The organism is Bifidobacterium sp. LH_450 (genome assembly GCF_056356715.1).
Window position 1 is genome coordinate 1,108 of the sequence record NZ_JBKEUU010000011.1, and the last position, 777, is coordinate 1,884.

The 777-nt window shown below is 64.5% G+C and carries 1 rRNA gene (only partly in view); it reads left to right on the plus strand.

Annotation, left to right across the window (positions count from 1 at the left end):
* Window positions 1-777, plus strand: a 23S ribosomal RNA gene (locus AC1AXT_RS08730); its annotated part reaches 1,107 nt to the left of the window's first position; the annotation flags it as partial.

A 777-nucleotide genomic window follows, 5' to 3' on the forward strand; every position in this document is an offset into this window, starting at 1 on the left:
CCCCGGCCGGGGCGAAGCCGCGGAGGAATCCTGTGGTGGACTGCCGGGGAGTGAGAATGCAGACATGAGTAGCGAGACGGGAGTGCGAATCTCCCGCGCTGGATGACCAAGGGTTCCAGGGCCACGTTCGTCGTCCCTGGGTGAGTCGGGTCCTAAGGCGAGGCCGACAGGCGTAGTCGAATGGATGAACGGGTCGATATTCCCGTACCGGCAGCGAACCGGCAGGCCGATAGCGTGTCTGAAGCCGTTTCGCGCGTGGATGCCCGTCCCTTCGGGGGCGTGGCTGATATGCGTGTTGGGGTGGATGCGCGTGTGTAGGCGAGCGCATGGAGTGACGCGGACGGGCAGCCGGCTGCGGAGGTGGTTTTCCGTGGTCAAGCGTGCGGCCCTTCCCCCAGGCAAATCCGGGGGAGTGATAGGGCGAGGCGTGATGATGGGCCCCCTTTGGGGGCGATATCCGGTGTGTTCCGTCGGCCGAGAAAAGCTTCGGCGCGAGGCGCGTTGCCGCCCGTACCCCAAACCGACACTGGTGGTCAGGTAGAGCATACCGAAGCGATCGAGCGAATCCTGGTCAAGGAACTCGGCAAATCGCTCCCGTGCCTTCGGCATAAGGGAGACCCCCTGGGGTGAGGGAACCAGCTTCCCATAGCCCCGGGGGGTGGCACAGGCCAGGGGGTAGCGACTGTTTACCAAAAACACAGGTGCATGCGAAGGCGCAAGCCGCGGTATATGCACTGACGCCTGCCCGGTGCCGGAAGGTTAAGAGGATCCGTCAGC